Origin of the sequence: Nannocystis punicea (assembly GCF_026965555.1) — a bacterium.
Lineage (GTDB): Bacteria > Myxococcota_A > Polyangia > Nannocystales > Nannocystaceae > Nannocystis > Nannocystis punicea.
In genome coordinates, this window is the sequence record NZ_CP114040.1 from 3,595,256 (window position 1) to 3,620,670 (window position 25,415).

Consider the following 25,415-nt stretch of genomic DNA (forward strand, 5'->3'; position numbering starts at 1 on the left):
GTTGCGGGGTCGGTCGTCGTCGTGTAAGCCGGTGACGTGAAGCGCATGGCGCTCATGGTGGCGGCCATCGCAGCCCACGTCGGCTGGATACTCGCGCTCCGAGCCTCCGGCTTGGAGCCGCACGACGCCCCGGTCCTCCGCGTTGCGCTGATTTATGGGCCTGGATTGATAACAGCCGGTGCTGCGCTGCTCGTCGCGCGCCGCACGGGCCTCTTCACACCGGACGAGCTCGGCCTGCGCATGCCGGCGTGGGCGATGCGACGCGGCCGCGTCGGAGCGGGGATGTTGCTCCTGGCGATCTTCCTCGCCGGCATGCTGATCGACATCGCGGTGCCGCTGTTGACGATGACGGCGAACGGGATGAGTTACGAGGAGATCCTCGCGCACCTGCGCCGCTTCGAGTACTGGTACACGTTCGGGCGACTTGAGCCGCCGCCTCCGGCCTGGGCGATCGGTCTCGAAGCTGTCACGTCGATCCTCGCGCCGCTGTCCGAGGAGGTGCCCTATCGGGCGCTCTTGGTCCCGGCCACACTCTCGGTTTTGTCGCGGAGCTCGGCGGCCCTGGTGTCGGGTGCGGTGTTCTTCCTCGTCCACTGGCTCGCGTTCGGCGGAGCGCCGCATCCCGCCTACTTCGTGCATGGGTGGGCGTTCGCCTGGGTTTTCATGGTGGCGGGGCTGCCGGGTTCGATCGCCGCGCACGCCGGGGTGTGCTTCGGGGTGCTCGCGTTGGCGACCTTCGCTGGGTGGAGTTAGACCGGCCAGCACACATCGAGCAGCTCGGCGTCGATGACGATCGGGCGGCAGGTGAAGCCCTCGTTGCATGCCTCGTTGCACGGCGCTAGGCAGGCGCCCGAGGTCTGCTCGATGGGACAGGTGCAAGCGAACGTGCTGCACGACCAGCAGGCGGTGCCGATGACAGTGCCGAGCACGTCGATCACCGGACGGCACAGGCCGTCGCCGCCCGAGCCGGAGCCGGGCCCGTCATCGGCCGGGACGTCGCCGGTGGTGTCGCTCTCGGTGCCAGCGTCGCAGGCGAGCTCGTTGGCGTGGTCCATGTCGACGACGGGCGGCTCGTCGGGCTCGGGGTTGGTGTCGGTGCAGGCGGCCAGGAACGCGAGGATGGTGGGGGCGACGAAGGACTTCATGAGCTGGTCTCCGGGACAGGTGGTGAGGTCGCGCCGCGCCGGTCGAGCTCGACGCGGACCGCGGCCAGGAGGCGGCGCAGGTGCTCGGGCCCGCCGAGGAGCGTCCCGTCTTCGATCCACACCGCGAGGGCGCGCCACGCCCCCGCGAGGTCGCCACTCGACACGGCGAGGAGCTGCGCGGCGATCTCGTCGGCGCGGGCCGGGCTGCTGAGGATCGCCCGGCACCGCTCGCAGTTGATCGCCGTCATCGCCGAGGCGAGCTGCTCAGCGGGCACGCGCTGGCCGCAGAGGCCGCGCTGGCGAGCGCCCGGAGCCGCGTCGCGGGCGCTGTAGTGGATGCGCTCGCCGCGGGTCACTTCGCCTCGGCGGGGCGTGGCTTGGGCCACACGATCCCGTGCTTGATGAGCTTCCGGGCGAGGTGGCGCCGGCTGATGCCGAGGAGCTGCGCCGCCTCGACGATCGAGCCGGTTTGCTCGAGCGCGGCGATGCAGAGCAGGCGCTCGGCGTTCTCGAGGTTGAGGTCGGGCAGGGCGACGCGAGGCATCGCTCATCACCTCCTTGGCCGGCCGAGCAGGCGGGGCGAGCTGTCCTCGAGCGTCGTCTCGACGTCGAAGTCCGCGGCGCAGGTGTGCGGGCGAGTGACGGCGTGGCGGGGACCAGCCTCGCTCGCGCTGGCGACGATGACCCGGGGCAGACAGCGGCGCGGCGGCGTCGGGTGGTCGGGGCTGTCGATGAACCCGGCCACGGCGCTCATGTTGCCCTCCGAGCGCTGGTGTCCACGCCCTGGAGCGCGAGCATGCAGGCGAGGTAGCCGCGCGCCCAGGTGTTGAGCAGCAGCTCGCGGCCCGCGGTCGAGGTGCTCGCGTCGAGAATGCCGTCGGCGGTCAGCACCTCGGCGGCGCGGGCGGCGAGAACGTCATCCGTGCGGTTCGAGTCGAGGTCGGGCGCGGCCAGGCCCCGGGCTTCGAGGAAGTCGAGCGCGGCGGCCCGGGCCGCGCCCGCGTGGAGGAGGGACGGGAGGTCAACAGCCATGACCTGAACGTGCCCGCGGGAGGGCAGAGCTGGAATGACCCTTCGGTCATGACCTTTCGGTCATGGATTTAGGGTCCTGTGAGATCGAAGCTGCCGAACGTGTCGCGACCCCTCGACTTTTTGGACACGCGGCCGTCTGGCGTTTCGGTTGCTTCTGCCCGGATCGCGACCGAACTCACACCGGACATGTGCTTCAGCTTGGATGGCGCCGTCGCCGGCAGCACGCCGACCGTCAAGTCCGGCGCCGTCCCGACTCAGGTCGACAGCTCGTTCGCAGCGCCCGATGCCATGGGTTGAAACAACCCTCCGAAACCCATTGAAAATGTCTTGTCTTTTCAATGGGTTCGAGCGCCGATTGAATCCGAAGTGCCCTCTCGGACTGTATCAAATGTCCCAAAAGCCAGATCAGCCCTGGCACTTGGCCTTCCACTCGAGGAACCCCCGCGTGTGGTCGCCGTCGAGGTAGTCGCCGTTCCCGTTCGGGTCGCAGTAGCCGCCGGGCAGGGTGGCCGAGCAGGTTCCCGACGCGAGCCCGCAGATCGACATGGCGGCTGCCGCCTCGGGCGTGCAGGGGCAGTCGGTGATGCAGGCCGGGTGCTCCGCGCAATCGCCGTAGCACCACCCGGGCCCGTAGCACTCGAACTCGAGCTCGGAACCCTCGCAGATACCGTCGCCGCAGACAGCGGGTAGGGGTGGCTCGTCGCCTGTCGTGGTGCCGGCGTCGGTGGTGCTGGCGTCCGTCGTGGCGTCGCCCGTGGACGGGTACTTGCTGGTGGAGGCGTCGCCGGTGGTCGAGCTGGTCCATGCCTCGATCGAGGTCTCGTCGCCGGTGGAGCTGCTCGTGCCGGTCGAGGTGTCGGCCGACGTCTCGGTCGTGCTCGAGCTCGTGTCGTCGCCGGAGCTGCTCGTGGTGGACGTCGAGGTCGAGCCGCCGGTGCTGTCCTCGTCGGGGTCGGTGATGATGACGACGACGCCGCCGCCACCACCGCCGCCGCCGTGGGTGGTGACGGTGGCTTCGCAGGCGGTGAGGGTGAAGAGGAAGATCGCGGTGAGCGGGCGGATGATCAGCATGCCCACGACCGTCCGGTCGCGGCGGATCGAGCGTCTACGGCAGCCCCGGTCGCGACCGAGATGTCAGCTTTACGGTCTTCCGGGCAGGTCCTGGGCGGCGCGGCCGCCAACTGTGCGAGACCGCGACGAGATCCGCGCGAGCGCCTTCGACCATGTCCTGAAGGACAGCCGGTGCTGACACGAACGCGCTCGTGCCAAACTCTCGGTGATCCGGGGCGACATATAGTGATGCGCAGTGATCTGCGCGTCGCCCGCAAGGCCGCGGCAATACCCGGAATTAGGAGGTCCTGGCGGGTTTGGACCGGGTTTTGCCGCGGGTCCCTGCGGTTTTGCGACATACTTGCGCCGCGGCGCGGCACTCTGTCAGGCTCTGGGGGTCATGCCGAGACATCCGCGAGGCGAGACCTTCGGTCGCGGCCGTGTCGCTCGGGGCCTCTCCGCCTTGGTGCTGGTGCTGGCGGCGTTTTTGGGCGGTTTGCCGGCCTGGGCCGCGCCGTTCGCGGGCACCGGCCACGCGCCGATCAGCGAGAAGGTCGACAGCCTGAAGGCCCGCGGCCAGGCGCTCGAGCGGGCGCGGCGGGCGGCGCTCGAGGCGGCGCTCGAGCAGCTCGGGCCGGCGGACGCGGTCCAGCGGAAGAAGATCCTCGACGAGGCCGCGGTGTGGACGCGGGCCTATCGGGTGCTGCAGCAGGGCGACGACGGGGCGACGGCGACGGCGGTTGTGTCGGTCGAGATCGACACCGGGCGGCTGTCCAAGGCGCTGGCCTTGCCGGTCGCGCCGGCGGCGAAGGAGGGCCCGGCGCTGGTGGCCGTGCGCGGCGAGGGTTGTGCCGAGGGGGCCGCGGAGGCGCTGGCGCAGCGGTGGATCAAGGCGGGCCTCCTCCGCGACGGTCGCGGCGGGACGATCTCCGCCGCCTCGGCCAGGACCCTCGAGCTCCGCTGTCGCGAGCTCGGCGCCGTCGCGTATCCCCACGGGATCGTCGTCGAGGCGGCCGTGGTCCTCCGCGGCGAGGGTCGCGACGGCTCGGCCTCGGCCACCGCCACCGGCTTCGCGGCCGACGCGGCGGCGGCGGCGGCCTCGGCCCTCGAGAGCGCCTCGAGCCAGGTCTCCGGGGCCATGTCCGTGCAGTCAGCCGGCGGCGGCCTGCGCCTGCGCCTCACCACCCCGTGGCCGGCGGCGCGAGTGCGGCGGCTCGAGCGCGCGATCGCGGAGTCGGTGATCGGGGCCCAGGCGGTCAAGGTGGCCGCGGTCGGCGGCGACGGCTCGGTGACCTTGAAGATCGACGGCCCGCTCAGCGCGGCCGAGCTCCAGGAGCGACTCGCCGCGGTGCAGGTGCCCGGGGCGACGCTCGTGGCATTGGAGGTGGAGGGGCCCGATGTCGTACACGCGCGGCTGCAATAGGATGAGCAAGATGAGCGGGATGGGGTGGATGGGCGCGCTGGCGCTGGCGCTGGCGCTGGCCGGCGGTTGCAAGCGCAGCGAGCTCAGCGGGGCCGAACAGTCGGCGCCGCTCGTGCTCGAGGTGGCCCCCGCCGACCTCGACGCCGAGGTGTTCGTCGACGGCAACTACGTCGGCCAGGTCAAGGTGCTGCAGGAGCCGGAGACCGGTCCGCTGCTGCTGGCCCCCGGGATCCACCGCATCGAGGTCCGCAAGCCCGGCCGCTTCCCGGTCCAGGTCACGGCCACGGTCAAGAAGGACCGCAACGGGCCGGTGGTGATCCGCGCCGAGCTGCTCGAAGACCCGAGCTGAGGCCGGGCGCCGAAGATGGGCGAAGGGACATGTCGGAGACGACATGTCCGTTTGAGCATGCGTGAAGGGGCATGTCTGCGAGGGCATGTCCGGACGACGCTGCGGGCGAGGCAGGGATGTTTCGCGCGCGCGACGGCACGAGCGCTGGGGCATCGCCGGTCGCAGGGGAAATTCCCGTCGGTGCGAGCGCCGTGCGAGGCTGCCGGGGACCGGCGGACAAGGCCCCGGCGGACGGGTGCGTCCGTCGTGGCGGGCCGGGCGCGGCGGAGCCTCCTCGGCGTCAGCCGTCGCGGAAGCGGCGGAGGTCGCGGTCGGTGAAGGGGCCCCACTCGGGGGTCATGGCGCCGGCCTTCAGCGAGTCGGCGCGGTACCACGGCGACAGGGCGCCGTCGCTCGGGTTCTTGAGCACGTGGAACTGCTGGGCCGGCATGTAGCTCTGGCCGAGCAGGAAGTAGCGCTGGCCCTGGTCGTCCTCGGCGAGGTCGAGGACGAGGACGGCGTGGCCGGGGAAGCCGCCCTGGACCAGGACGTCGCCGGCGGTGAGCTGGGCCAGCTCGCGGCGCGGCAGCTCGGCGGCGATCGAGGCGGTGCCGGCGTAGGTGAAGAGCGTGCGCATGTAGCCGCGCAGGGTCTCGCGGGTGGCGGGGCGGGGGCTGCCGGGCACGCGCTCGGCCTTCTTGCCGACCAGCTTGAGGCGGGTCCCGCCGAGGTAGGAGGCGAAGTCCCACGGGGTGCCGTCGGTCAGCTTGAAGGCGATCGCGCGCCGCTGGTCGGCCGCCCACTGGTACTCCACGCGCAGGCGCATGACTGCGTCGGCGCACTGCTGGAGGTCGCGGTCGCCGACGTCGATGTCGACCACCCGGAAGTGCGCCGCCTGGTTGCCCTTGGTCTCGCCGCTGTACAGCAGCACGGGTGCCCCCTCCGGCAAGAGCGGCAGGCCGCGCAGCCAGGCGCCGAAGCTGCCCTCGGGCAGCGGGACCCGCCGCGCGCCCGCCGGGGGGGCGATCGCCGCGGCCAGCTGCTCGCGCGCCGGCGGCTCGCCGCCCGCCTCGGTCAACCAGCCGTAGCGGGTCAGCGGCGGGACGTCCGGCTTGCTCGAGGTGTCCGCAGGGACAGGTGAGGGGGCGGTCGGGGCGGCGGCCGAGGGTGTCTCTTTGGAAATGTCCTCAGGAGCATGTCCTTTGGAGCCTGTCCCATCGGACCTGGACGAAGGCGGCGAGGCGCCCGCAGGCGGCGCGGCCGGTGGGGCGACGCCGGCGGAGTCGCAGGCGAGCAGCGAGGCGAGGCCGAGGACGACGCGACGGAGCATCGCCGGCAGTATGCGCCGAGGCGGGACCGCAGGGCAGCGCGCGTTCGCCCGGGAGGCCGGCGTCCGCCGAAGCTGGGGTCTCATGCGTGAGCCGGCGCGCCGGCCAGGCGGGACGAGGGGCCCATGTTGCCGCGATCGGGACCAGGCCTCGACGCCCGGAGCGGCGAGGACGGGTCGCCCGCCGTCGATTGTTCGGGCGCGAGCCTCGGCCACGTGACAGCGAGCGAGGCGACGCTCGCGGTCGTCCTTCGGGGGCGAGCCTCGGCCACGTGACTGGATCGCGCGAGCGAGGCGACGCTCGCGGTCGTCCTTCGGGGCGAGCCTCGGCCACGTGACAGTGGATCGCGCGAGCGAGGCGACGCTCGCGGTCGTCATTCCCCGGGCCTCGGCGCCCGGAGCGGCGAGAATGGGTCGCCCCCGTTGATGTTCGGACGCGAGCCTCGGCCACGTGACAGTGGATCGGCGAGCGAGGCGACGTTCGCGGTCGTCGTTCCCCGGCCTCGACGCCCGGAGCGGCGACAATGGCTCGCCCGCCGTCGATTGTTCGGGCGCGAGCCTCGGCCACGTGACAGCGAGCGAGGCGACGCTCGTGGTCGTCCTTCCGGGGGCGCGAGCCACCGCGTCGCGATGTGGATCGATCGTGCGAGGCGTCGCGCGCGAACGTTCGTCCCGCGGGGCGAGCGGGGGCCGCTCTCAGCGGTTCGTTCAGCCGCGGGCGCGGGCCTTGACGCCGTCGATCTCGTCGACGGCGACGTGGACGATCACGCTCTCACCAGGGCGGCGGGGCTCGGTGCGGTCGAAGCGGTGGGTCGGGGGCTCTTTGTTGCGGCGGAGGCCGACCACCGGCGCGTCGAGGAGGGCGCGGATCTCCGTCGCGTTCTTGCCGGCCAGGGGACTTTGGGCCGTGATCTCGAGCTCGAGCGTGGCCATCAGCGTGTCGCCCAGGCGGTAGGCGCCGTGGATCCGCTCGTCGAGGGCGGCGGCGGCGAACTGCGGCGCGGAGATGGCCGAGGTGGAGAAGATCGAGTCGACCGAGAACGCCTTGCCGAGCTTGCGCGCCATGTTCTGGTCGAAGAAGCGCATGACGAGGCGGATGTTCGGGTTGATCTGGCGCGCGTCGAGGCCGACCTCGAGGTTGACGAGGTCGTCGTCGGTGCAGGCGATCAGGCAGGCGGCGTGGTCGAGGCCGAGCTCGCGCAGCAGGCTCTCGCGGCGGGCGTCGCCGATCACCAGCGGGACGTTGCGGGCCCGCGCCTCCTCGACGAACGGGCCCTCGCCGCGGGCCTCGACGACGATGACCGGCCGGCCGCGGGCCAGCAGCTCCTCGAGCACGCGGAAGCCGACGTGGCCGAGGCCGATCAGGATGATGTGATCGCGGTAGGTCTGGGCCATGATGCGGATCCACGCGGTCTGGTGGTTGTTGAAGTCGAACAGCGACAGGCCCACCTTCAACAGGCCCTCGGCGACGATGAAGGCGCCGGCGATCGGGACCGTGAAGTACATCAGCCGCAGGACCCAGTCCTCGGGCAGGCTGCTGACGTGCTCGAAGAACAGCTGGGTGTAGACCTGATAGCAGGCGGCGACGAAGTCGAGGCCGGCGACCTCCTGCGCGCTCCCGCGCCCCAGCAGGGTCAGGCCGCCGGCGATCGTCAGCCCGGCCAGGATCGCCAGCCGCGGCGCCAGCAGGCGCAGGGCGTACGCCAGGAAGCGCAGGCGGGCGAGCAGCGGCGTGCGGACGCGGCGGACGGGCATGCGGGCCGGCTACGGTAACGCGGGGCCGGCCGGACAGGGAAGGGCTCCGTCCGGCGGCGAGATCGCCGGCGGCCCGCGCGGGATCGGCCGTCTGGCGACGAGGACATGTCCTCACGGACAGGACAGAAACTGTGCTGTCGATCAATTCCGATCGGGCGTCGGCTGAACTCGTATGCAGGCCGCCCATCGGCGATTCGATCGGAACGATGATTCATCCGATGCGCCGGCCGGTGATGTCGCGCACTTCGCTGTCACATCGCAACTCTTCGCTGCGGTCAATGGCCGCGGAGGCCAGGCCTCAGGGGATGTAGGATGCGCGTGCCGCGGGCTGTCCGGCCTGACAGGTGATACCCGCGGTCTCCGGTCGAGGGCGGGACCGTGACAGCGACCCATTCGCGCTGTCATGACCGGTGCTCACATTCTGACCGATCCGACACGCCGCCTCGTTCGTAGCGCCGGGATGCGCACAGGCGATCGCAGACGGTCGATCGCTGTTTATTCGCAGAGCGCCGGCGGTCTGCCGCGTGACCTGGAGCAGAACTCTGTTTCCGCCGCAGTCGAGTGTCCGCTCGCGCGGGCCTGCCGACGGGTCGGCGAGCCAGGCCGAGTGCTCGTCGCAATCTTCCGCGCCCGCAGGTGCTGCGATCGAAGCGGGCGCCGGCCGACGGCCGCAGAACTACCGATATTGAACGGAGTTCAGGGCACAGGGGTGGCGGCGGTTTGAATCGTCAGCTTGGCCCGTGTCCTGTGCTTCCGCGTGTGCGGACGCCATTGCGGTCCGGCTCCATAAACGCGGCATAAAGACCGTGCAGAGGCCTGTTCGCGCAGATGGTGATGAAGACGAGTGGCGCGGAGACGCGAATGCGTTTGAGATGCGCCGCTGGCGAATTATGTCGTGACTCAGCCAAGGGTTTGCGGCATATCTGGCCCATGAGCATCCTCCACCGTCTCCGGTCCGATCTGCAGCGCAGCGTCGCGGAGCACCAGGCCATCCTTTTGGCGCAAGTGCTGCGGCAACGGTTCACCGAGCTCACTCTCGGCGACCTGCGGGAGATCCTGACGAGCCCTCTCGGACGCGGCCTCGACAACCTCAAGCTCGCCGAACTCAGCCAGAACGCCGCGGCTGGGGACGTGAGCCGGGGCGGAGGCAAGACGGCGAAGCGTGGCGGCGGACGGGTGTCCAGGACGGACGCGTCCGCCTCGCTGCGGTCCGGACGATCGCCCAGCGCCACCAGCAGCGACTATGTGTCTTCGATCGTCGAGATGCTGCAGTCGGCAGGGACCGGGCTGACATCCGGTGAACTGCGGGCCAGGCTGGGCGGGAGCCCGAGCACGATGTACCGGGCGGTGACCGAGCTGATCAAGGCCGGCAAGGTCCACAGCGAGGGCAAGCCCGCCCGCTACTCATGGATCCCCGGGGCCGAATACGAGGTCCCCGAGGACGAAGACGACGACGCGGCCACACTGCCGCCGCCGAGCAAGCGCGGCCGTCCGCCGGTGGTGTCGGCACGCACGCTCGAGGGCCGCGCCCATTACGACTCGGCCGTCATGACCCTGCTGCAACAGACCAACGGCTGGATCGGCGCCTCGCAGCTGCGCGCCCACGTCGGCGGCTCCGACAATCAGGTCCGCATCGCCCTCCACCGCCTGGTCGCCTCCGGCCAGGTCGCGCGCCGCGGCGAGCGCAACTCCACCGAATACCGGGTCACCAGTCGAGCCTGAGCGACCATGCATCGCTCGTCCGTCGCCCTCGCCGTCGCCCTCTTCGCCGCGTGCGGCCAGGGCTCCGATTCGAGCGAGTCGAGCTCGACCACCGGCACCACCGAGCCGACCGGCACTTCGACCACGACCTCGACCGCCACCGCGGAGCCGACCACGACCGCGGCGGTCACGACCTCCGCGGACACGACCGACGCCGGCACCACCACCGGTCCGGCGCCCTCCTGCGAGACCTCCGCGATGGACTGCGGCGTCGACGTCGGCGAGCAGATGTCGTTCTGCCCCGACGAGGAGGACGCGGTCGGCTCGCTGGTGATCGACGTGCTCGGCCCGGGCCAGATCCGGCTCACCGAGCTCGGCCACGACGCGGCCTGCGACCTGACGTTCTCGCCCAAGGTCCAGCTGCTGCCCAACAACTCGATCCTCGTCATCTACGACATCGGCGGCAACCCGATGGATAATTGCGTGTGCAAGTACACCATCTCCGCGGTGCTGTCGAACCTGACGAGCGGCACCTGGACGGTGCAGGTGGCGTCGTTCATGCAGCAGGTCGAAGTGCCGTGAACGCGCGGCGCCGGGCCCCGCGAAGGGTCCGGCAGTGTCTGCTCCGGCGCGTCGGCGGTCAGAGGTGCCGCTCGGGGGCCAGCGCCGGCTCGGCCATCGGCAAGATCCACGGGGCCGGCCAGATCGAGTGCGGCTGCTTCACGAGGTCGACGTCCGGGTCGATCATCAATTGCCGCGGGCGACCGTTCAGCGACACGCTGGCGATGGCGCGGATCTGGATGTCCTCGTGGCCCTGCGCGCGCAGGTCGGCCGCGAGGTGATGCGCGAACTGCAGGATCATCTCGGGCCGGCCCGACATCTCGGAGCGCTGCCAGCTGGTGAGGTACTGCCGCGCGTCGACCTCCCAGGTCCGCTCCTCGTGCGGGTCGGTGGCGAGGAAGCGGACCTTGGACTCCTTGTCGCGCAGCTTCATCCGCCACGAGAACTTGTGGCCCTCCTCGGTCCACGCGACGTCGCCGGGATACAGCCAGTGACGCAGCGGGAACAGCAGCTGAAACCCGCAGTACACGCCGAGGAGGGCGAGGATCAGCCGCTGCCGGGGCTGCAGGCCGATGCGCAGCGCGGCGGTGACCGGCTCACGCGCCCGCGCGAGCCACGGCTCGAAGCGATCGCGCGTCCGGAGGCCGAACAGGCGGGCGAGGAACCGGCCGAAGCGGCGCGGCCAGTCCGGCTCGAAGAACATCAGGGTGGCGGCGGCCATCACCCACGGGAAGATGCCGATGGTGAACACATAGCCGTTGACGAGGTTGAACAGCAGGGCGCCGACGAACGCGAACGGCCGCGACTTGCGCCACAGCAGGAACGGGACGATCAGCAGGTCGAATAGCAGGCCGCCCCAGCTGAAGAAATAGACGACCCATTCCTGCGTGAAGAGCGGCCCGAACACCGGCCGGTTGGCGCGCGCGGCCAGCCACATGCGCATCGGCTCGCCCTGCAACCAATCGGCGTTGAGCTTGGCGATCCCGCCGAACACGTAGGGGATGCCGATCTGGAACCGCACGAACCACAGGGCCCAGGCCGGCGCGGTCTTGGCCCGCAGCCGCGGGCGCAGCCAGGCGTCGACCGAGTACGCGCGGCCCGCGGGGACGAAGATCATGGCGAAGGCGATCAGCGCGATCAGATAGAAGTGATTGAGGTAGCGCGCCTGCTCGAGCAAGAACCAGTAGCTGAAGCCGAGGAAGAACACGGTCGCGGCCACGCGATAGCAGAAGCCGATCATCACGCAGGCGGCGGCCAGGGCGAGCACGAGGAAATGCACGTACATGCCGTCGCCGGGCCACGGACGGACCCAATCGAATCCGTAATAGGTGAAGTGGAACCCCGGCTGGATGTACGTCGCGCCGATCTTGCCGTAATAGCGCCACACGTCGACGATCATCAGCAGGCCGAACGCGATCCGGAACCACACCAGCGAGGCGATGTCGACCGGGGCGAACAGCCGCTCGTGCAGCGGCAGCCGAGGCCGCACGCCCCTGCCCGAGACCGCGGCCCCGAAGCCGCTGGTGGCGGCCACGACCGGGACCTCTTCGCGGCGAGTGATGGAGTGGGACGAGGAGTTGACGTCCATGAACCCATCGATAGCGCCGGGCGCAGCGCCCACCGCCTGCGCGCCTCCGTCATGCCCCCGAGCCTCCGGGGGCGCCGCGAGAGTGACGCCGGTCGGCGAGGGTCCAGCGCGCCCGGCGGCCGGGCCGGCGATCCAGCGCACAGTTCGGCGAGCCGCCGGCAGGCGGCTGGACTCGTCCGGAGCGCGCTGCCGCCGCCTGCGGAGGGGCGGGGGCCTCGGGCCGCGCGGGGGCCGGTCGCGTCGTCGCCTCAGGACCTCGTCAGGTCGCGCGCCCGGACCCGCTCGTGCGCGCAGGAAGCCGTAGGACCTGTTCCAAGGGGCAGGTTCCCCGCGGAATGGTGCGAGCGTGGCACGAGCGACATGTTCGCGTGCGAATGGCGAGAGCGGCGAACCGAGGGTGAGGGGAATCGCGACGAATGGGCCGCTCCGGTGAATGGCCGCAGGACGGGGATTACGGCGAGTGCCCGCTCCGAGCGCCGCGATCGCGGCATTTCGCGGGGCCTTCGCTTGTTCTCCCCGCGCTGGTCGCGTCGCGCGTCGGTCCCATCAAAGCCGGAGATGTTCTCTCCTCGCTTGCCAGCTTGCCGGATCCCCCGACGCGAGAACGCCTTGAAATGCCCCGGGTCACGGCTCGAGCCGCGATTGCTCGAAATCGCCCATGAAGAATCTCGCATGCACCCGCCCTGGGGGAGATCCCGGTGTACAACCCTGAAGCCCATGTCGCTCTTCGCCTCGCTCCGCGCCACGGCGTGCGTCGCCATGCTGTACTTTGGGACAGGTTCGAACCGAGTCGCCGCCGGTCCGCCGGCGACCACCGGCGCCCCGCCGCCGACGGCCGCGCCGACGCTGAGCAAGCCGGAGCCGCGCGAGCTGGCGCCGGCGCCGCTGCGTCCGGGGCCGCTGCAGCGGTGGACGGTCGAGCAGGTAATCCGCGCGGTCCAGGCGAAGCACCCGCGGATGGCGGCGCTCAAGGCCCAGCGCGGGGTCCTCGACGCCCGCGTGCTGACGGCGCGCACGTCGATCCCCAACCCGTACATCCTCTCGGACAACGGCACGGCCGAGTACACCTACCGGCTCGGGGTCACGCAGACGTTCGAGCTCGGCAAGCGGCGCCGGCGCGTCGAGGTCGCCGGGGCGCAGGTGGGGGTCCACGAGGCCGACCTGCGGATCCTCGCGGCGACGCTGCGGGCCGAGGCCCGGCGCACGTACATGGAGGCGTTCTTCGCCCAGGAGCGCGAGGCTCAGTTCATCGCCCTGATCCGCAGCGTCGACGAGCTGCTCGGCCAGGCCGAGGCGCTGCCCGGCGACATCCCGCGCGCCGACGTGCTCGAGGCCAACACGACCCGCCTGCACGCCCGTCAGGCGCTCGAGCAGGCCAAGTTCGAGCACCTCCAGGCCGATATCCGCCTCAACAGCCTGCTCGGCAACCCGCCCAGCGTCGAGCTCGAGCTGGTGTCGCCGGCGCGCGACCGGCCGCCGAGCTGGCTCGACCTCCACAACGACGACTGGCGCAACGAATTCCTGTCCGCCTACGACCACCTGATCGTCGAGGCGCTGCGCCAGCGGCCGGAGCTGGCTCGGCTGAAGAGCACGCGCGAGGTGGTCGACAAGGAGGAGCGGCTGGCCCGCGCGAACCGGGCCCCGGACATGGTCGTGTCGGTCGGCCCGGACATGGTGCCGAACGGCAAGCCGCTGTGGGGCGCGTTCTTCATGCTGTCGCTCGAGGTGCCGCTCCTCAACCGCCAGCAGGGCCCGCTCGCGGAGGTCCGGGCGGTGCGCGAGCAGATCGATCAGGAGGGCGCGGCGCTGGCCCACGAGATCGCCCGCCAGCTCGCCGACGCGGTCGCCCTGGCCTCGTTCCAGCAGTCGCAGCTGCGCCTCTACGAGGGCGAGCTGCTGCCCACCGCCGACGCCGTCTACGAGGACGCGCGCCAGGCCTTCCTCGCCAACCAGTCGCCGTTCCTGGTCGCGGTGCGCGCCCAGGAGGCCCGCGTGCTGGTCTACCTGGCCTACTTCCGGGCGCTCGCGGCCTACCACGTGGCCCTCGCCGGGGTGGAGCAGGCGCTCGGATTCCCAGCGATTTGAGACATGTCCGAGGAGACATGCCTCAAAGGTAATGCCCTAAAAGACATGTCTAATAGGGCATGTCGTCGAGGACAGAGCGATTCGGGCGCGCGTTCGCGCGGTGAGGGGCGGCTCGGGCGTTCGCCCAGGCGAGGCGCGTGCCGCCGCTGCTCCAGGATGCAGTCGGGGAATTCCCGCCGCTCGCGGCGCCGAAGTCGAGGACGTCGGCGGGTCGCCCTCGCGTTCCCGCAGGCCCGCTGGCGCGGAGGATGACGGACGTCCGAGGGACCGCGGACGGCGACGTCGTCTCGCCTCGCGGCTCGCTCTGCACGAGGACGCCGCGCAGGGCCCGCGAGCGACGCATCCTACGACCTCGGCAAAGCAGAGAGGATGTGCGAGGTTCCGCCCTCGCGCATGGACCTCGACCGGAAGCCCTGCACTCCCGACGACCTGCTCGTGCTCGACCGGCTGCGCACGCCGATGTGGATCGTCGACCTGCCCCAGGCCGCGAGGTGGTGGTGCAACCGCGCCGGCCTGGCGATGTGGAACTCGCCGTCGCTCGCGGAGTGGAGCGGGCGCAACGCGGGGCATTCGCCGTCGGCAGCGACGTTGACGCGCATGGAGAACCTGCGCCGTCGCTTCGAGCGCGGCGAAGTCGCGACCGAGCGCTGGACCTTCTACCCCGACGGCGCCCCGGCGCCGGTGGTCGCCGAGTGCCGCGCGTCGGGGCTGCTGGTCGCCGACCGCCCCGACGAGCCCGGTCGGCTGGCGATGCTCGTGGAGGCGCGGCCGCTGAGCGCCGAGGAGATCCTCGCGGAGGAGCGCCGCGGCTACGAGGCGCTGCGCCACATCGGCGAGCTCGTGTCCTACTACGCCGCGACCGGCGAGGCGCTGCTGCGCAACCCGGCGGCGATCCGGGCCCTGGGCGATCCGGTCGCCCCGGGCGAGGCGCAAGATCAGCTGCTCGCCGGCTTCGTCGAGCCGGCGCAGGTCGCCGAGCTCCGCGCCTGCGTCGCCGCGGACTCGGTCTACCGCGCCGACACCCTGGTCCGCACGACCGCAGGCGAGCGCTGGTACGACACCGAGGCGCGCGTCGTCCTCGATCCTGTCACCGGCAAGCGGGGCGTGCTCGTCACCCAGCGCGACATCGCCGAGCGCCGCGCCCACGTGGAGGAGCTCGAGCGCAGCCGCGAGCTACTGGCCGCGCAGGCGGAGGAGCTGCGCAACCTCGCGGCGCCGGTGATCCGCGTCGGGGCCGGCGTGCTCGCGCTGCCGCTGATCGGCGAGCTCGACCGCGACCGGATCGAGGTCGCCCTCGCGGCGCTGCTGGAGCGCACCGGGGCCGAGCGGGTGTCCCGCGTGGTGCTCGACCTCACCGGCGCCGCCGACATCGACGAGGCCGCCGCGGAGGGCCTGCTCCGGATCCTCCGCGTCGTCCGCCTCCAGGGCGTGGCGCCGGCCCTCAGCGGGGTCCACCCCCGGCTGGTGCACGCGATCCTGGCCGCTCGCCTCGACCTCGGCGGCGTGCCCTGCTTCCAGACCCTCGAGGACGCGCTGCGGGTTGGGTGACCGCCAGGACATGTCCTCGAGGGCATGTTTCTGAGGGTGACGGATGAAGACTCCGGACATGCTCCGAAGCGCATGTCTATCAAAGCATGCTCCGAAGGACATGCACTTGAGGGCATGCTCGAAAGGTCAGCCGGATTCGGTGCGCTCGTGGTCGAGCGTCTCGGCGACCCCGAAGGCCGCCGCGCGGGTGATCCGGCCGGCCAGGGCGGGGTCGGCCTCGACCTCGGCCAGGAGCTCGCGCAGGGCGTCCACCAGCGCCGCGGCGTGCGGGCGCGCGGCGGGGTCCTTGGCGAGGGTGCGGTCCACCAGCTGCGAAAGCGCCAGCGGCAGGCCGGGGTCGACGTCGCACAGCGAGCGCGGCTGGTAGGTCATGTGCTGGGTCACCGCCTCCCACGGCGTCCGGCCGCGCAGGCCCAGCGGCGAGACGCCGACGACGAGCTCGTAGAGGAGCACGCCGAGGCTGTAGACGTCGGAGCGGCCGTCGTACTCGGCGCCGGTCAGGCGCTCGGGGGCGATGTACCGCGGGGTGCCGAGGACGTGGCCCACGCCGGTGAGCTCAACCGAGGCGGCCTCGGTGACGCGGCGGGCGAACTTGGCGATCCCGAAGTCGAGGACCTTGACGACCTCCTCGCCGCGCTCGTCGCGGTGGAGGAACAGGTTCTCGGGCTTGATGTCGCGGTGCAGGATGCCGTCGGCGTGGGCGGCCGCCAGCACCTCGGCGACGACGAGGGCGATCGCCAGGACGCGAGCGAGCCGCGGCGGGGGACCGCGACGGCGGGCGTCGGCGAGGGTCTCGCCGGAGAGCAGCTCCATGACGAGGTAGGGGATCCCGCTGCGCGCGACGCCGAAGTCGAGGACGACGGCGGCGTTGGGGTGGCGGATCCGCCACTCGCCCTCGCGGCCGAAGCGGGCCAGCTGGGCGCTGGTGATGACGCCGCCCGAGGGCCGGAACACCTTGATCGCCACCGAACGACCGCTGGCGACCTCGCTGCCGCGGTAGACCACGCTGAAGCCGCCGGTGCCGATCCGCTCGTGCAGGGCGTACCGGCCGTCGATCTCGCTGCCCGGCAGGGCCTCGACCACGGCCGAGAACAGCTGGGCGATCTGCCGGTTGGAGCGCAGCAGCTCGTTGTGCGAGCGCTCGAGCTCGGTGTTCTTGCGCGCGAGCTCCTCGACGTACTGCCGCAGCTGGCGCTCGGCCTGCTTGCGCTCGGAGATGTCGCGCACGATCGCCGTGAACCGGCGGGCGTCGCCGTGGGCCCACGTCGACAGCGACAGCTCGATCGGGAAGCGGGCGCCGCCGCGGCGCAGGCCCTCGAGCTCGACGGTGCGGCCGACGACCCGGTAGTCGCCGGTCGCGCGGGCGCGTCGCAGGCCGGCGCGGTGGGCCTCGCGGAAGTCGTCGGGGATGATCTCGGTGACGCTGGCGCCGAGCATCTCGTCCGCCGGTCGGCCGAAGATCCGCTCGGCGCCGCGGTTCCACTGGGTGATCAGGCCGGCGCCGTCGATCGTGACGATGGCGTCGATCGCGGTCGCGGCGACGGCCTCGAACAGCGCGGCCGAGCCCGCGTCCCGCTCGGCCCGCAGCGCCGCCAGCTCCCGGCGGAGGGCGGCGAGTTCGTCGTGGTCGTCGCCCGACTGCATCCCTAGGCGCCCCCGCGGCCGCGGACCTGGAGGTTGTAGCGCCGCACCAGGCGGGTGAGGACGTGCCGGCTCGACAGGCCGAGCTCGCGCCAGACCGGCTCCTGGCGGCCCTCGTGGCGGTCGAGGCAGCGCTGGATGACGTCCGGCGGGATCGTCAGCGGATCGAGCTCGGCCCGCGCCGGCGGGGCGGTGTCGAACAGCCTGTCCCCAGGGACAGGTGAAACGGCGACGGACGGAGGTGTCGGAGAGGACATGTCCTCGGGGACATGGGGCGCCTCGCCGGGGTGGGGCGCGACGTCGACGGTGTCGCCGGTCGAGGCGGCCATGGCCTGCCACAGCAGCGACTCGAGCTCGCGCACGTGGGTGGTGAAGGGGTGCGAGGCGAGCTGCTCGATCAGGCGCCACGACACGCGGGGCGGCCGCGCGGGGTCGCCGTCGGGGAAGAACCGGCGCGCCAGCAGCGGGTCGGCCCGGGCCAGGCGCCGCAGGATGTGGCGGGCGATCAGGGGGATGTCGGCGCGCTGCTCGCCGAGGCCGGCGAGCTCGAGGCGCAGGGGCAGGCGGGCCAGGACGTCGTCCTTGAGCGCCTGCGGCGGGCGGTTGGTGGCGGCGATCAGGCGGAAGTCGGCGCGGCGGGCCGCGGCCTCGCCGAGGCGCGAGTACTCGCCGCCGTCGAGGACGCGCAGCAGGTGGGCCTGCAGCGGCTGCGGCAGCTCGGCGAACTCGTCGAGGAAGAGGGTGCCGCCGTCGGCCTCGCCGACGAGGCCGGGGCGCTCGGCGGTGCCGGTGTTGGGGAAGTTCCTGGCGTTGCCGAACAGCTCGGCGTCGATGAGGGTCTCGGGAAAAGTGGCGGCGTTGCGGGCGACGAGGGCCCGCCGGCCGCGCGCGGACTGGCGGTGGATCGCCTGCGCGACGAGCTCCTTGCCGGTGCCGCTGGGGCCGCGCACGAGCACGTGGGCGTTGCGGCCGGCGACGAAGGCGACCCGCGCGCGCAGGGCCCAGGTCAGCGGATCCTCGCCGACGATGCCGTCGTCGTCGGCGTCGCCGAACGGATGCAAGACGAGCGGCGGATCGGGCGGCGGCGAGGCGGCCGGTCGTTGCACGCACATGAACACGGCCACGCGCGCGAGGACCACGACGTCGCCGGGCGCGAGGGTGACCCGCTGGACCTCGCGCCCGCGCAGCAGCAGCGGCGAGCGGCCGCGGTTGTCGAGGTGCAGCACGCCCTGCCCGAGCTCGACCGCGAGCTGGGTGCGAGACAGCCGTGGCGATCGCAACGGTCCGGTCAGGGTGACGAGGCCCGGTCGCTGGCGGGCCCACTCGAGCCGCGGCGCAGGATCGTCGGCGCTGGCCTCGGCGCGGCCGAGCAAATAGGCGGCGCCGGGCTGCACGTCGGGCGCGAGCGCGACCTCGCCGACCCGCTCGGGCTCGTCGGCCGACCAGAGCACGACGAGCCCCAGACGAGTCCCGACCGGCGCCGCGCCGCGCCGCAGCTGGACGCTCGCCTCGAACGTCTCGGTGACCTCCACGGCGCCGCATGGTACACGCCCGACGGTGGCTCGATAAGCCGTCGACCGTTGTTCCCGGGCGTGCGCCCGGTCGCCCGGCGGACCGGAAGCTGGCACCATGCTCCGCGATGAGACGGATCCGGTCGAGCGTGGCGATCGCTGCGGACAGCTGGACGGCCGGCGTCGCGCTGGCGCTGGTGTGCGCCGGGTTGCCGTCGCCGGTCCGCGCCGCCCAGCCGGTGTCCGATGCCGGGCCCGCCCTGCCGGTCGCGGTCGCGCAGGTGGAGGTCGACGTCGATCGTCCGCCGCCGGAGCTCGCCGCCCCGCCGGTCGCGGCGGTGAGCCACGCGCAGCTGCTGAGCGCGAGCGGGCGGTTCGCCGAGGCGGCGCAGATCTACGAGGCGCAGTGGCAGACGACCGCCGATCCGCGGTTCCTCTATCACGCGGCGATCGCCCGCTCGCGCGCGGGGCATCACGCGATCGCCTTGCGCCTGCTCGACGAGTGCCTGCGAGCGACGAGCGCGATGCCCGAATCGGTGCGCCGTCACCTCGAGGATGCTCGCCAGCGCGAGATCGAGGCGACTGTGCACGTGCAGGTCCTCCTGGTCGAGGCGGGGCCGAACGGGCCGCAGGCCGTCCCCGAGGGGCTGGCCGCCGCCGCCAGGATCTCGCTGCGGCAGCTCGGGCCGGCCGGTGAACCTGTCCCCGGGAACAGCTTCGAGCTGAGCGGCCGTCCGCTCGCCGGCGTCCACCTCGACCGCGGATCGTGGCGGGTCGACGTCGCCGCGCCCGATTTCATGCCGGCGACGGCCGTCGTCGAGGCGTCGCAGTCGTGGTCGTTGCAGCTGCAGCGACGCAAGGTGGTGGTCGACCTGCGGTTCGCGCCGGAGCGGGCGCTCCGCGGCGCGCAGCTCAGGCTGCAGGCGATCGACAACCCCGCGCGGACCGTGATCGAGCGGCCGCTCGCGGGCCCGTCGGCGACGGTCTCGCTGACGCCGGGGATGTGGCAGCTGCAGGTCCGCGCGCGCCGGCACGGCGCCGACGAGTATCTGACCGTTCGGCCAGGTCAACCGCCGATCGACGTCACCCTGAGCCGGCGCAAGCCGGTCGACGACCAGCAGCTGAAGCGCGACAACAAGCTGCTGTTCGGCCTGTTCGGCGGGTTCGCGGCGACCTACTTCACCGGCATCGGCCTGATGCTCGCCGGGAACAGCCGCGAGAAGCGGGCGGAGCGGCGCGACGCGGCGGTCCGCGACGAGGCGGGCGTCGACCCGGCGACGTCCGCCGAGATCAGTCCGGCCCAGGCGGCGGCGATCGAGTCGGCCTACCCGGCGGCGCAGCTGCACCGCGACCTCGAGCTCGCCGGCAAGCTGCACACGGCCGGCGGCGTGATCGCGGGCGCGAGTCTGGGCTCGGTGGCCACGCTGGTGACGCTCGCAGTGAAGGCCAAGCGGCGCGCTCTGGTGATCGAGCTCGGGGTCGGCGGGATGCTGGCGGCCGGCGCCGGCGGCTGGCTGGGCTTCGCCATGGGCGAGCGAGAGCGGCTGCTCGACGACCCGAACCAGCGCGTGGCGGCGGCCCGGCTCGAGCGCACCGACGGCTCGCGGATCGCCGCGGCGCTGCTCACCGGCGTGGGCGCGGGCCTGGTGCTGTTCTCCGGGATCGCGCTCATCCACGACGCCGTCGACCGCCGCAAGCGTGCGCGCGCGTTCGCGTCCGCGCCGTGGGCCGCGCCGGGCCTGGCCGGCTGGTCGGTCGCCGGCAGATTCTGAGGCGGTCGCCGAGCGCTCGCCTCGATTTGCGCTGCGGTCGGCGGGTGAACTCGGCTTCGCGAGGGCCCGCGCCGGACTGTTGTCCGCGCCAGGTCGCCCCGCAATCCTTCGCGAGTCTCCGCGCGCGCGGCTTGCATGTGCAGCGAGCGCCGGGCCGAAGATGTCTCAAAAGACATGTTTCTGCGCTGCGGGCGTCGCGGCTCCGTGAGCTGGCTCGCGCCTGCACCCGCGGAGCGCGGGTAGCGAGCAGGCGGCTGCGCAGTGGCGAGCCGCGGGAGACCTCTGGCATCCTCCGCGCCGCATGATCACCTACTTCGATGGCAAGTTCGTCGACGACGCCGAGGCGGTCATCAGCGTGCGCTCGCGCGCGCTGAATTATGGTCTCGGCTGTTTCGGGGGGATCCGCGGCTACCTCGCCGCCGACGGGCGGCAGATCAACCTGTTCCGCGTCGGTGATCACATCACCCGCCTGATGCACTCGGCGCGGGTGCTGCACATGCGACTGCCGGGCGATCACGCCGAGACCTGCGAGATCGTCGGCGAGCTGCTGCGCCGCAACGAGGTTCACCACGACGTCTACGTGCGGCCGCTGGTGCTGAACGGCTCGACCAAGCTGGCGCCGGTGATGCGCGAGGAGGACAGCGTGCTGGCGATCTACTGCCTGCCGCTGCAGCGCTACATGGAGAAGGACGCGATCGACGTGTGCGTGTCGTCGTGGCGGCGCGCGACCGACAACGCGATCCCGGCGCGGACCAAGGCGACCGGCCTGTACCTCAACAGCGCCCTGGCCCGGCGCGAGGCCCACGACAACGGCTACGACGAGGCGATCTTCCTGACCGAGTACGGCAAGGTCTCGGAGGGCAGCGCCGAGCACGTGTTCATCATCCGCGACGGCGTGCTGTACACGCCGCCCAGCACCGAGGACAACCTCGACGGCATCACCCGCCGCTCGCTCATCGCCCTGGCGACCGAGGACCTCGGGCTCAAGGTCGTCGAGCGGGTGATCGGCCGGACCGAGCTGTACGTCGCCGACGAGCTGTTCCTGTGCGGCACGGGGGCGCAGATCCAGCCGGTGCGCTCGTGCGACCGGCGCACGATCGGCGACGGCGGGATCGGGCCCATCACAGCCCGCCTCACCGAGCACTTCAACAACGTGGTCCGCGGTCGCGTCGATGCGCGGCGCGGCTGGCTGACCCCCGTCTGGGCGTGAGCCGACGATGCGCGATCACCCGTTCGTCCGCGCCCGCTGGATCGTCCTCGCGCTCGCCGTCGTCGTGGCGGCGCTGATCCTGCCCGGCTTTCGCAACATCCGCGAGGACAACGACGTGCTCGCGTTCCTGCCGCCCGACCACCCCGACGTGGTCGTGTTCCGCGAGGTCGCCAAGCGCTTCGGCGTGCTCGAGGTCGGCCTCGTCGGCCTGACCCGGCCCGACGGCGACCTGCTGGCCCCGGAGCGGGTCGACGAGGTGCGCGAGCTCGGCCGCGAGATCGCGCGCAAGGACGGCGTGCGCATGGTGCTGTCGTTCGCCGATCTGCCCGACCCGCGCGTCACCGACGACGGGCTCGAGATCGCCGAGCTGGTGCCCGAGGCGCTGCGCGACCCGGCGAAGATCCGCGAGAAGGTGCTCGGCTCGACCGACGCCGTCGGCACCATGATCTCCAAGGACGGTCGAGCGGCGGCCCTGATGGTGTTCTTGATGCACCACGAGGATCGGGCCGCGGCCGCCGACGCGCGCACGGCGACGATCCGGGAGATCCGCGAAGCGCTGGGCAGGGGCTGGAAGGGCGAGAGCCACCTCGGCGGCGCGCCCTTCATCGAAGACGTGGCGGCGACCGCCAGCCGCGCCGACCTCGACAAGCTGTCGCCGATCGTGATTGGCGTGCTCGTGCTGGTCTCGGCGGTGCTGCTCGGCAGCGTCGTCGCGGCCGGGATCAACCTCGTGCTCACCGGCCTGGGCGTCGGCCTGGTGCTCGGCGCCCACGGCGTGATCGGCGAGCCGCTGACGATCGTCAGCAGCTCGATGCCGGTGCTGATGGTCGCGCTCGGCGGCGCCTTCGGCGTGCACATGCTGGCCGGCTACCAGCGCCAGACCGGCACCAGCCGCGAGCGCGCCAGCGCGACCCTGCGCGAGCTGTGGCTGCCGGTGCTGCTCAGCGGCCTGACCACCGCGGTGTCGTTCTTCGCCCTGACGATGATGCCGCAGGTGCCGATGCAGCGGTTCGGCGTGACCGCGGGCATCGGCGTGCTGGTGCTGCTGGCGCTGGCGCTGGTGGTGCTGCCGGCGATCATGTCTGTCCTTCCGGACAGGTTAATGCCGCCGCGGACCGAGCGGTCGATGCCGCTGCGGATGCGCCCGCGCCTGTGGCTGCTGATGCTGCTGGCGCTGGTGGGCGCGGCGGTGTCGTCGACGCTGCGGGCCGACGCCGATCCGACCAAGGTGTTCTCGGAGGACAGCGAGCCGATGCGCTCGAACCGGTTCTTCGACGACCACTTCGGCGGCTCGACGTACTTGCAGGTCGCGGTCGAGGCGGCCCAGCGCGGCGACACGGATCGTAAGGCGCTGGCCGAGCCGACCGCGCTGCGGGAGATCCGCGACATCGCCGAGCAGGTGCGGGCGATCGAGGGCGTGGTCGACGTGCGCTCGATCGTCGAGCCGCACGCGCTGCTCAACGAGGCGCTCGGCGGCCGCCGCGGCGTGCCCGAGACCCCGGGGCGCGCGTCGCGGGTGTTCGCGCTGCTGCAGGGTCACCCCGCGGTCGCGCAGCTGGTCACCGACGACACCGCGGGCGCGCTGATCCACATCAAGCTGGCGCCGATGTCGGGCGATCAGCAGGTGGTCGTCGCCGACGCGGTGCGGGCGCTGTTCGAGCGCCACGCGTCCGGCGGCTTCGTCATCGCGCCGACCACCGATGCGAAGGTTCGCGCGGTCCAGGTGCAGGAGGTCGGGCAGCGGCTGTCGCGGCTGCTCGGCCGGCCCGTCGACGCCGACAAGCTGTTGCAGGCCTCACCGGCCAGCGCGCCGTCGCCGGCGCTGCTGACCGCGCTGACGGAGGTCCGCGACCGCGCCCTCGACTCCGAGGACAGCCCGGTCGAGGGCGTGCCGCGCGAGGAGATCGACGCCATCGATCCGGCCAGCCTCGTCACCCCGCGCGGCGCCGAGCTCGAGGCGCTGCTGCGCGGCAAGCTGCCGACGCTGGCGGCCAAGGACCCCGAGGGCATCGGCTTCGTCGCCAAGCACCTCGGGCCGTGGGTCGACGACGCGCTGGTGCGCTTCCAGGTCGAGGCCCGCTGCGGCGCGCTCGACCTCCCGCTGCAGGCGCCGGCCGACGCGCCCGGCCCGACCTGCGCCTCGGTGAAGGGCGCGCTGTCCGAGCTCGACGACGACGAGTGGCGCGTGGCCGACGGCGAGGGTCGCGGCCTGGCCTTCAGGACACGTCTCACGGGACAGCCCGTGATCGGCGCCGCGTTCGCGGAGAGCGTCACGCGCAGCCTGTTCACCTCTACGGGCGTGTCGCTGGTGGGCCTGGCGCTGACGCTGCTGCTGGCGCGGCAGATGCTCGCGCTGGTGCCGGCGGTGTGGTGCCTGTGCGTGACGATGGGGATCTTCGGCCTGCTCGGCATGCCGATCAGCGTCGGCACCAGCATGATCTCCTGCATCGCCGTCGGCGCCGGCGTCGACTTTGCGATCCACCTCAACTTCCGCGCGCGCAACTACACGAGCGCCGACGCCGGGGCGCGAGCTGTCGACGACATCGGCGTGGTGACGCTGATCTCGGCGTTGCAGCTGGCGGCGGCGTTCCTCGTGCTGCTCGCGTCCGAGATGGCGCCGCTGCGGGACCTCGGCCTCGGCCTGGCGATCGCGCTGGTGGGCGCGGCCCTCGGCGCGTGTTGGTTCGCGCCGTGGCTGGCTCGCCCTGGGGTGCGCAAATAGGTGCGCAGCACGGACGCAGAGGCCGCGGAGTGACTCCTGTGATCCGGATCACCGGACCGACGCGAAAAGCCATGCTCGCCGGCGGCGCCTTCCGTCCTTATCGCCCACAACTGGGTGTCATGGCGCGGCTTGGACAGAATAGTCGACGAGACCGGTCGTCCAACGCGCCGCGTGCGGTCGCCCGGCGTGGCGGCGCGCGCCATCTGTCCCCCTGATACACTCCGGAGCTCGAAGCCATGAAGTCAGTCACCTTCCTCCTCGCCTCGGCCCTCGTGTTGCCCGCGACCGTGATGGTCGCCCCGCAGGCAGTGAGCGCCGCCGAAGACGCGTTCAGCAAGGGTGCTGCGATTCTGAAGGTCGCCGACGAGCGCGCCGCGAAGTTCCCCGATCAGACCTATACGGCGTCGATGGAGATCTTCAAGAGCGGAAACCTCCGCCAGACCATGGTCTTCAAGATGTCGATGAAGGGGCTGGAGAAGCAGTTCATCAACTTCACCGCCCCTGGTGACGTCGCGGGCATGAAGATCCTCATGGAGGACCGCGACACGATTTACATGTACAGCCCCGAGTTCCAGAAGGTGCGCCGCGTCGCGGCCCACATGCAGAACCAGGGCTTCCTCGGCAGCGAGTTCACGCCCGAGGACATGGTGCTCGCCAAGCTCTCGCCGTCGTTCGACGCCGAGCTCATCGGCAAGACCGGCGACGAGACCAAGCTGGTGCTGAAGCCGAAGGCAGGCCAGAACACGTCCTTCAGCAAGCTCGAGATCTTCATCGACTCGAAGGTCGGCGGCGTCACCCGGATCCACTACTTCGACTCCGCCGGCAAGCACACCCGCACCCAGGTGCGCGAGGCGTGGACGCCGTTCGAGGGCACCCAGATCCCGACCAAGATCCGCATGAAGAACCTCAAGACGGGCGACGAGACCGTCATCAACCTGTCCGAGATCGACGTGAAGACCCCTGTCTCCGACGATCTGTTCTCCCGCCGCACGCTGATGCGCGGGTGATCCTCGCGT

Annotated in this window: 23 protein-coding genes; 12 read left to right on the forward strand and 11 right to left on the reverse strand. The window is 71.9% G+C overall.

Going from position 1 to position 25,415, the window contains the following annotated elements; genetic code table 11:
* Positions 1-45 precede the first annotated feature (45 nt).
* A complete protein-coding gene (locus O0S08_RS13805) occupies positions 46-753 on the forward strand; it encodes a CPBP family intramembrane glutamic endopeptidase (RefSeq protein ID WP_269041960.1) in 708 nt (235 codons plus the stop codon).
* On the opposite strand, the gene O0S08_RS13810 is transcribed toward O0S08_RS13805, so the two are convergent.
* The 5 genes from O0S08_RS13810 to O0S08_RS13830 are packed head-to-tail and all read right to left on the reverse strand — an operon-like array spanning position 750 to position 2,177.
* Positions 750-1,145, reverse strand: a complete 396-nt coding sequence (locus O0S08_RS13810) for a hypothetical protein (protein ID WP_269039581.1) — start codon at positions 1,143-1,145, stop codon at positions 750-752. The two genes, O0S08_RS13805 and O0S08_RS13810, sit on opposite strands and share 4 nt — an antisense overlap.
* Positions 1,142-1,501 carry a hypothetical protein gene (locus O0S08_RS13815; RefSeq protein WP_269039582.1) on the reverse strand — a complete coding sequence of 120 codons (360 nt, stop codon included), beginning with the start codon at positions 1,499-1,501 and terminating at the stop codon, positions 1,142-1,144. Before O0S08_RS13815 ends, O0S08_RS13810 begins: the two co-directional genes overlap by 4 nt.
* Positions 1,498-1,689 carry a helix-turn-helix domain-containing protein gene (locus O0S08_RS13820; RefSeq protein WP_269039583.1) on the reverse strand — a complete coding sequence of 64 codons (192 nt, stop codon included), beginning with the start codon at positions 1,687-1,689 and terminating at the stop codon, positions 1,498-1,500. Before O0S08_RS13820 ends, O0S08_RS13815 begins: the two co-directional genes overlap by 4 nt.
* A 6-nt stretch (positions 1,690-1,695) precedes the next feature.
* Positions 1,696-1,899, reverse strand: a complete 204-nt coding sequence (locus O0S08_RS13825; RefSeq protein WP_269039584.1) for a hypothetical protein — start codon at positions 1,897-1,899, stop codon at positions 1,696-1,698.
* Positions 1,896-2,177 carry a hypothetical protein gene (locus O0S08_RS13830; protein WP_269039585.1) on the reverse strand — a complete coding sequence of 94 codons (282 nt, stop codon included), beginning with the start codon at positions 2,175-2,177 and terminating at the stop codon, positions 1,896-1,898. Before O0S08_RS13830 ends, O0S08_RS13825 begins: the two co-directional genes overlap by 4 nt.
* A 99-nt stretch (positions 2,178-2,276) precedes the next feature.
* Here O0S08_RS13830 and O0S08_RS13835 point away from each other — a divergent pair, with 99 nt between their 5' ends.
* Positions 2,277-2,474: a hypothetical protein gene (locus O0S08_RS13835; RefSeq protein WP_269039586.1), complete on the forward strand. Its 198-nt coding sequence runs from the start codon at positions 2,277-2,279 to the stop codon at positions 2,472-2,474.
* Between the two features lie 108 nt (positions 2,475-2,582).
* Here the strand turns inward: O0S08_RS13835 and O0S08_RS13840 are convergent, their stop codons facing one another.
* Positions 2,583-3,248, reverse strand: coding sequence for a hypothetical protein (locus tag O0S08_RS13840; RefSeq protein WP_269039587.1), 666 nt, complete (start codon positions 3,246-3,248; stop codon positions 2,583-2,585).
* A gap of 442 nt (positions 3,249-3,690) precedes the next feature.
* Here O0S08_RS13840 and O0S08_RS13845 point away from each other — a divergent pair, with 442 nt between their 5' ends.
* Positions 3,691-4,650: a hypothetical protein gene (locus O0S08_RS13845; protein WP_269039588.1), complete on the forward strand. Its 960-nt coding sequence runs from the start codon at positions 3,691-3,693 to the stop codon at positions 4,648-4,650.
* 10 nt (positions 4,651-4,660) lie between these two features.
* Positions 4,661-4,999 (forward strand): peptidase associated/transthyretin-like domain-containing protein, encoded by a 339-nt coding sequence (locus O0S08_RS13850; RefSeq protein ID WP_269039589.1) that lies wholly within the window; start codon positions 4,661-4,663, stop codon positions 4,997-4,999.
* 280 nt (positions 5,000-5,279) lie between these two features.
* Here the strand turns inward: O0S08_RS13850 and O0S08_RS13855 are convergent, their stop codons facing one another.
* Together O0S08_RS13855 and O0S08_RS13860 are read right to left on the reverse strand one after the other, a co-directional pair.
* The gene (locus O0S08_RS13855) at positions 5,280-6,308 is read right to left on the reverse strand and encodes a DUF4846 domain-containing protein (protein ID WP_269039590.1); all 1,029 of its coding nucleotides are present in this window, start codon (positions 6,306-6,308) and stop codon (positions 5,280-5,282) included.
* Between the two features lie 705 nt (positions 6,309-7,013).
* On the reverse strand, positions 7,014-8,060 hold the full coding sequence (locus tag O0S08_RS13860) for a potassium channel family protein (RefSeq protein WP_269039591.1): 1,047 nt from the start codon (positions 8,058-8,060) through the stop codon (positions 7,014-7,016).
* 828 nt (positions 8,061-8,888) lie between these two features.
* On the opposite strand from O0S08_RS13860, the gene O0S08_RS13865 reads away from it, so the two are divergent.
* Both O0S08_RS13865 and O0S08_RS13870 read left to right on the forward strand, forming a co-directional pair.
* Entirely contained in the window at positions 8,889-9,782 is an 894-nt protein-coding gene (locus tag O0S08_RS13865; protein WP_269039592.1) for a hypothetical protein, read from the forward strand.
* A 6-nt stretch (positions 9,783-9,788) separates the two neighbouring features.
* Positions 9,789-10,343, forward strand: a complete 555-nt coding sequence (locus O0S08_RS13870; RefSeq protein ID WP_269039593.1) for a hypothetical protein — start codon at positions 9,789-9,791, stop codon at positions 10,341-10,343.
* A gap of 58 nt (positions 10,344-10,401) precedes the next feature.
* On the opposite strand, the gene O0S08_RS13875 is transcribed toward O0S08_RS13870, so the two are convergent.
* Positions 10,402-11,910 (reverse strand): HTTM domain-containing protein, encoded by a 1,509-nt coding sequence (locus tag O0S08_RS13875; RefSeq protein WP_269039594.1) that lies wholly within the window; start codon positions 11,908-11,910, stop codon positions 10,402-10,404.
* A gap of 717 nt (positions 11,911-12,627) precedes the next feature.
* Between O0S08_RS13875 and O0S08_RS13880 the strand changes: the two genes are divergently transcribed.
* Together O0S08_RS13880 and O0S08_RS13885 are read left to right on the forward strand one after the other, a co-directional pair.
* The gene (locus tag O0S08_RS13880) at positions 12,628-13,995 is read left to right on the forward strand and encodes a TolC family protein (protein ID WP_269039595.1); all 1,368 of its coding nucleotides are present in this window, start codon (positions 12,628-12,630) and stop codon (positions 13,993-13,995) included.
* 393 nt (positions 13,996-14,388) lie between these two features.
* Entirely contained in the window at positions 14,389-15,543 is a 1,155-nt protein-coding gene (locus O0S08_RS13885; protein ID WP_269039596.1) for an STAS domain-containing protein, read from the forward strand.
* A 126-nt stretch (positions 15,544-15,669) separates the two neighbouring features.
* Here the strand turns inward: O0S08_RS13885 and O0S08_RS13890 are convergent, their stop codons facing one another.
* Complete coding sequence (locus O0S08_RS13890) at positions 15,670-17,187, reverse strand: protein kinase domain-containing protein (protein ID WP_269039597.1); 1,518 nt, start codon at positions 17,185-17,187, stop codon at positions 15,670-15,672.
* Positions 17,188-17,189: 2 nt separating this feature from the next.
* On the reverse strand, positions 17,190-18,716 hold the full coding sequence (locus O0S08_RS13895; RefSeq protein WP_269039598.1) for a sigma 54-interacting transcriptional regulator: 1,527 nt from the start codon (positions 18,714-18,716) through the stop codon (positions 17,190-17,192).
* A gap of 107 nt (positions 18,717-18,823) precedes the next feature.
* On the opposite strand from O0S08_RS13895, the gene O0S08_RS13900 reads away from it, so the two are divergent.
* The 4 genes from O0S08_RS13900 (at position 18,824) to O0S08_RS13915 (ending at position 25,406) form a co-directional block, all read left to right on the forward strand.
* Complete coding sequence (locus tag O0S08_RS13900; protein WP_269039599.1) at positions 18,824-20,467, forward strand: hypothetical protein; 1,644 nt, start codon at positions 18,824-18,826, stop codon at positions 20,465-20,467.
* 301 nt (positions 20,468-20,768) lie between these two features.
* Positions 20,769-21,677, forward strand: a complete 909-nt coding sequence (locus O0S08_RS13905) for a branched-chain amino acid transaminase (protein ID WP_269039600.1) — start codon at positions 20,769-20,771, stop codon at positions 21,675-21,677.
* A 7-nt stretch (positions 21,678-21,684) separates the two neighbouring features.
* Positions 21,685-24,399: an efflux RND transporter permease subunit gene (locus O0S08_RS13910; RefSeq protein ID WP_269039601.1), complete on the forward strand. Its 2,715-nt coding sequence runs from the start codon at positions 21,685-21,687 to the stop codon at positions 24,397-24,399.
* 236 nt (positions 24,400-24,635) lie between these two features.
* On the forward strand, positions 24,636-25,406 hold the full coding sequence (locus O0S08_RS13915; RefSeq protein WP_269039602.1) for an outer membrane lipoprotein-sorting protein: 771 nt from the start codon (positions 24,636-24,638) through the stop codon (positions 25,404-25,406).
* Positions 25,407-25,415 lie beyond the last annotated feature (9 nt).

Bases quoted from the DNA above. Each gene is read 5' to 3' on its own strand.
- O0S08_RS13805 (WP_269041960.1), top strand. From the start codon at position 46: ATGGCGCTCATGGTGGCGGCCATCGCAGCCCACGTCGGCTGGATACTC.
- O0S08_RS13810 (WP_269039581.1), bottom strand. From the start codon at position 1,145: ATGAAGTCCTTCGTCGCCCCCACCATCCTCGCGTTCCTGGCCGCCTGC.
- O0S08_RS13820 (WP_269039583.1), bottom strand. From the start codon at position 1,689: ATGCCTCGCGTCGCCCTGCCCGACCTCAACCTCGAGAACGCCGAGCGC.
- O0S08_RS13825 (WP_269039584.1), bottom strand. From the start codon at position 1,899: ATGAGCGCCGTGGCCGGGTTCATCGACAGCCCCGACCACCCGACGCCG.
- O0S08_RS13830 (WP_269039585.1), bottom strand. From the start codon at position 2,177: ATGGCTGTTGACCTCCCGTCCCTCCTCCACGCGGGCGCGGCCCGGGCC.
- O0S08_RS13840 (WP_269039587.1), bottom strand. From the start codon at position 3,248: ATGCTGATCATCCGCCCGCTCACCGCGATCTTCCTCTTCACCCTCACC.
- O0S08_RS13850 (WP_269039589.1), top strand. From the start codon at position 4,661: ATGAGCGGGATGGGGTGGATGGGCGCGCTGGCGCTGGCGCTGGCGCTG.
- O0S08_RS13855 (WP_269039590.1), bottom strand. From the start codon at position 6,308: ATGCTCCGTCGCGTCGTCCTCGGCCTCGCCTCGCTGCTCGCCTGCGAC.
- O0S08_RS13860 (WP_269039591.1), bottom strand. From the start codon at position 8,060: ATGCCCGTCCGCCGCGTCCGCACGCCGCTGCTCGCCCGCCTGCGCTTC.
- O0S08_RS13865 (WP_269039592.1), top strand. From the start codon at position 8,889: ATGGTGATGAAGACGAGTGGCGCGGAGACGCGAATGCGTTTGAGATGC.
- O0S08_RS13870 (WP_269039593.1), top strand. From the start codon at position 9,789: ATGCATCGCTCGTCCGTCGCCCTCGCCGTCGCCCTCTTCGCCGCGTGC.
- O0S08_RS13875 (WP_269039594.1), bottom strand. From the start codon at position 11,910: ATGGACGTCAACTCCTCGTCCCACTCCATCACTCGCCGCGAAGAGGTC.
- O0S08_RS13880 (WP_269039595.1), top strand. From the start codon at position 12,628: ATGTCGCTCTTCGCCTCGCTCCGCGCCACGGCGTGCGTCGCCATGCTG.
- O0S08_RS13885 (WP_269039596.1), top strand. From the start codon at position 14,389: ATGGACCTCGACCGGAAGCCCTGCACTCCCGACGACCTGCTCGTGCTC.
- O0S08_RS13890 (WP_269039597.1), bottom strand. From the start codon at position 17,187: ATGCAGTCGGGCGACGACCACGACGAACTCGCCGCCCTCCGCCGGGAG.
- O0S08_RS13900 (WP_269039599.1), top strand. From the start codon at position 18,824: ATGAGACGGATCCGGTCGAGCGTGGCGATCGCTGCGGACAGCTGGACG.
- O0S08_RS13905 (WP_269039600.1), top strand. From the start codon at position 20,769: ATGATCACCTACTTCGATGGCAAGTTCGTCGACGACGCCGAGGCGGTC.
- O0S08_RS13910 (WP_269039601.1), top strand. From the start codon at position 21,685: ATGCGCGATCACCCGTTCGTCCGCGCCCGCTGGATCGTCCTCGCGCTC.
- O0S08_RS13915 (WP_269039602.1), top strand. From the start codon at position 24,636: ATGAAGTCAGTCACCTTCCTCCTCGCCTCGGCCCTCGTGTTGCCCGCG.